4 protein-coding genes are annotated in these 2,812 nt (G+C 67.3%); 3 read left to right on the top strand and 1 reads right to left on the bottom strand.

The window, feature by feature from the left end; all coding sequences use genetic code 11:
- The first annotated feature begins 259 nt into the window (after positions 1-259).
- Complete coding sequence (locus tag ACTHL9_RS04885) at positions 260-445, top strand: hypothetical protein (protein WP_440517705.1); 186 nt, start codon at positions 260-262, stop codon at positions 443-445.
- Here ACTHL9_RS04885 and ACTHL9_RS04880 read toward each other — a convergent pair whose 3' ends face one another.
- Positions 446-1,909, bottom strand: a complete 1,464-nt coding sequence (locus ACTHL9_RS04880; protein WP_440517704.1) for a DUF2252 domain-containing protein — start codon at positions 1,907-1,909, stop codon at positions 446-448. It abuts the gene before it with no gap.
- A gap of 253 nt (positions 1,910-2,162) precedes the next feature.
- On the opposite strand from ACTHL9_RS04880, the gene ACTHL9_RS04875 reads away from it, so the two are divergent.
- Together ACTHL9_RS04875 and ACTHL9_RS04870 are read left to right on the top strand one after the other, a co-directional pair.
- Complete coding sequence (locus tag ACTHL9_RS04875; RefSeq protein WP_440517702.1) at positions 2,163-2,591, top strand: potassium channel family protein; 429 nt, start codon at positions 2,163-2,165, stop codon at positions 2,589-2,591.
- 5 nt (positions 2,592-2,596) lie between these two features.
- Positions 2,597-2,812 (top strand): hypothetical protein (locus ACTHL9_RS04870; RefSeq protein ID WP_440517701.1); only part of this gene is annotated, 216 nt, incomplete at its 3' end.

Below are 2,812 nucleotides of genomic sequence, written 5' to 3'. Positions count from 1 at the left end.
ATCGAGAACCGGGCAGCCTCTCCCCCGACCATCTCCGGGGCGGAGGCCCAGGGATGACGGCTGCCCGCGCGCAGCGGGCCAGACGCGCGGGCATCACTGCCCGGCCCTCGGTTCCAGGATCGCGATGCAAGGTACTCCCGTGATTGGCCTAACTGCGCCAAACGCCGGGAGGCCGCACGACACGCATCGTCCCCACCGGATGATGCGCCGCGCCTCCGCTTCCACCAGGCTGGCGGTGCAAGCCGGTGTAGGAAGTCAAATGAAGCGCTATCTGATCACCATCGAAGGACCGGGCTGGCAAGACCTCGAGGAGATCGAGCTGCCCCGCATTCCGGCCGAGGACGACGTCATCGAGACGAAATACGGCACGTGCCTCGTCCTTCGAGCAGAGCCTTCGCCCCCGAACGAGCAGTACGACGGCAGGATCGCCTGCCGGGTGCCGTAGCTACAGGCCGGGCTGCGCCACCACCCGCCCGGACTCGGCTGCCTCCTCGAGCGCCTGGTAATCCCGCTCGTTCTGGTCGGCGTAGATCTCTGCGAATGCCGCGAGCGCCTGGTCGAACACGCGGCTCGTCCCGAGATAGCCTGCGATGGCAACCGCGTCGCCCGATCGAGCGTGAGCCTTGGCCAGCGTCCAGCCGCAAATGCGCGCATACATCGCAAGAGCGTTCGGATCCATCGTCTCGATCTCCGCCGAGCCCTTCGCGTCCCAGAGCTGGCGCACGTAGAAGTCGCGTTTGACTCCGTCGAGCCCTTCGGTCGAGAGCCAGCCGAGCATGATGTCGCTCGCCGATTGCATCAGACGCTGGCCTTCAACCACCCGCTGACCGTGGCTCTTGAACTCGCCTTTGCCGAGATACGGCTCGAGCACGGACGACTCGGCCTCCTTTGCCTGCAGGAAGAGTGGGTCGTCGTCGTCGCGACCGATCATCAGGGCGATCCACGCGCGCGTCCCGACGCTTCCGACGCCGACCACCTTGCGGGCGGCGTGGACGAAGCGGAAGCCGTCGATCAACCGGCGGCGGTCGTTCGGGAGCGTCCGCCGGTAGCTCTGAATCAAGCCCTCGAAGGCCTCGTAAACGGAGCTTTCCTGCTGAGAGTCCACGAGCTCCTCCACCGGGACTATCAGCGGCGGATCACTCACGATCCGCGGTACCCCATCTACAACCTGGGTCAGCTTCCCGAACGCCTTGAGGCTGTCCTTCGTGCGCGCATGCGCGACGTTCTTCTCGGTCTGCTTGAGCTGCTTGGCGGTCGCCTCTGCGGCGAACTCGCGGACGAGGTCGTCGACCTCGATTCGCGCGTACCACAGATCCAGGTTGCGCATGGACGCGAAGTCACGCATCGACTCCCGGTAGGAGCGGACAACGCCCGAGTTGATCCGAGTTCGCAACTTGGCGCCGAAGCCGCGGTCGCGCCCTGCCACGGCGAAGCTGGCCACGAGACGCTTCAGGTCCCATTCGAAGGGCCCTGGAAGAGTCTCGTCGAAGTCGTTCACTCCGAAGGTCAGCCGACGATCCGGGGCCGCGAAGGCGCCGAAGTTCGAGAGATGCGCGTCGCCGCACAGCTGCACGGGCAATTCCGAGCGCGGACCGCTGGCGAGGTCTGCGGCCATCAGCGCGGCCGCGCCGCGGTAGAACGTGAACGGGGAGACGAGCATCCGTCCGTAGCGGATCGGCACGAGCTCGGGCACTCGCGTCTGCGCCTGCTCCTCGAGGACCTCCACGGGATCACGGCGGTCGGAGGCCGGCTCCCATTCGGCGTGAACGCCGCGCGGTACGTCGGTCCGTACCGCCTTGCCTCGGGCAGCGCGCTCCGCGACGGGTAGCTGTTCGATCTTGGGCGCGGCAGCCTGCCGTGTCCGCTTTCCAGGCGAGAGCTCAGTCCGTTGTGCGGTCCGCGTGGTCATACGGCCGATTCTCTACCTTCGCCACACACGGTGCATATCGTCCGGTTCGGGTGAACCCTAGGTCCCCGTGCGATGGGATCCTCAGCAGGTGCCCGAAACCGCCACGAGAAGTCGCTTACACCCTCGGCCGTCACCACGTTGAGCGGCTTTCGGGCGTGGGCGTAACGCGATGAGAAAGCCACGGCGTCGGCAGTTCGCGCACGTCGGCCGAAAAGTTCGCGAGGCCCCGCGGCCGAATCCCATGGACCGGCGGATGGCGAAGTTCCTGCGCGAGCCTCCATCGGTCCGACTCGCGGCGAGTGTCATCGTGACGGCGACGGCGCTCGTCGTGGTCGGCGGCGGCACCCTGATCCGGTTGCTCGACCACTCGGAGTACTCGAGCATCTGGGTCGGAATGTGGTGGGCGCTCCAGACGGTGACGACCGTCGGCTACGGCGACGTCACACCCCGCCACGCCTCCGGCCGTCTCGTCGCCGCAGTCGTGATGCTCGAGGGGATCGCCTTCCTGGCGATCATCACGGCCGCGATCACCTCGTCGTTCGTCGCCCGGGCCGAGCGTGAGCAGGCCGTCGCCGAGGGCCTGGACGAGGCGGCGCTCGAGGAGCGCCTCAACGCTCGGTTCGACGACCTGACGGTGCGCTTCGAACGGCTCGAGGCGATGATTGCCGAGGACAAGAGGTAAGCGGCATGGCCGAGTCGCTGAGCGAGAACCCGCCCGAGTCCGGCAGCCGTGCGCAGCGGGTCACGGGTTGGCTGCGCTCGCGCTCCGATCGGCCACTCGGGAGGCTCGCGCTGCAGTGGTTCCGGTCCTATTTCGCCGCCAGCCGCAACTCCGGCTGCGCGATCACGGTCTACTCCTCGCTCTCGGTGCTGCCGGCGGCGCTTGTCTTCGTGGCCACCTTC

Source organism: Sinomonas sp., from assembly GCF_051955515.1.
GTDB lineage: Bacteria > Actinomycetota > Actinomycetes > Actinomycetales > Micrococcaceae > Sinomonas.
The sequence above is the reverse complement of the archived record's forward strand: the minus strand, read 5'-3'. Positions and strand labels throughout refer to the sequence as shown.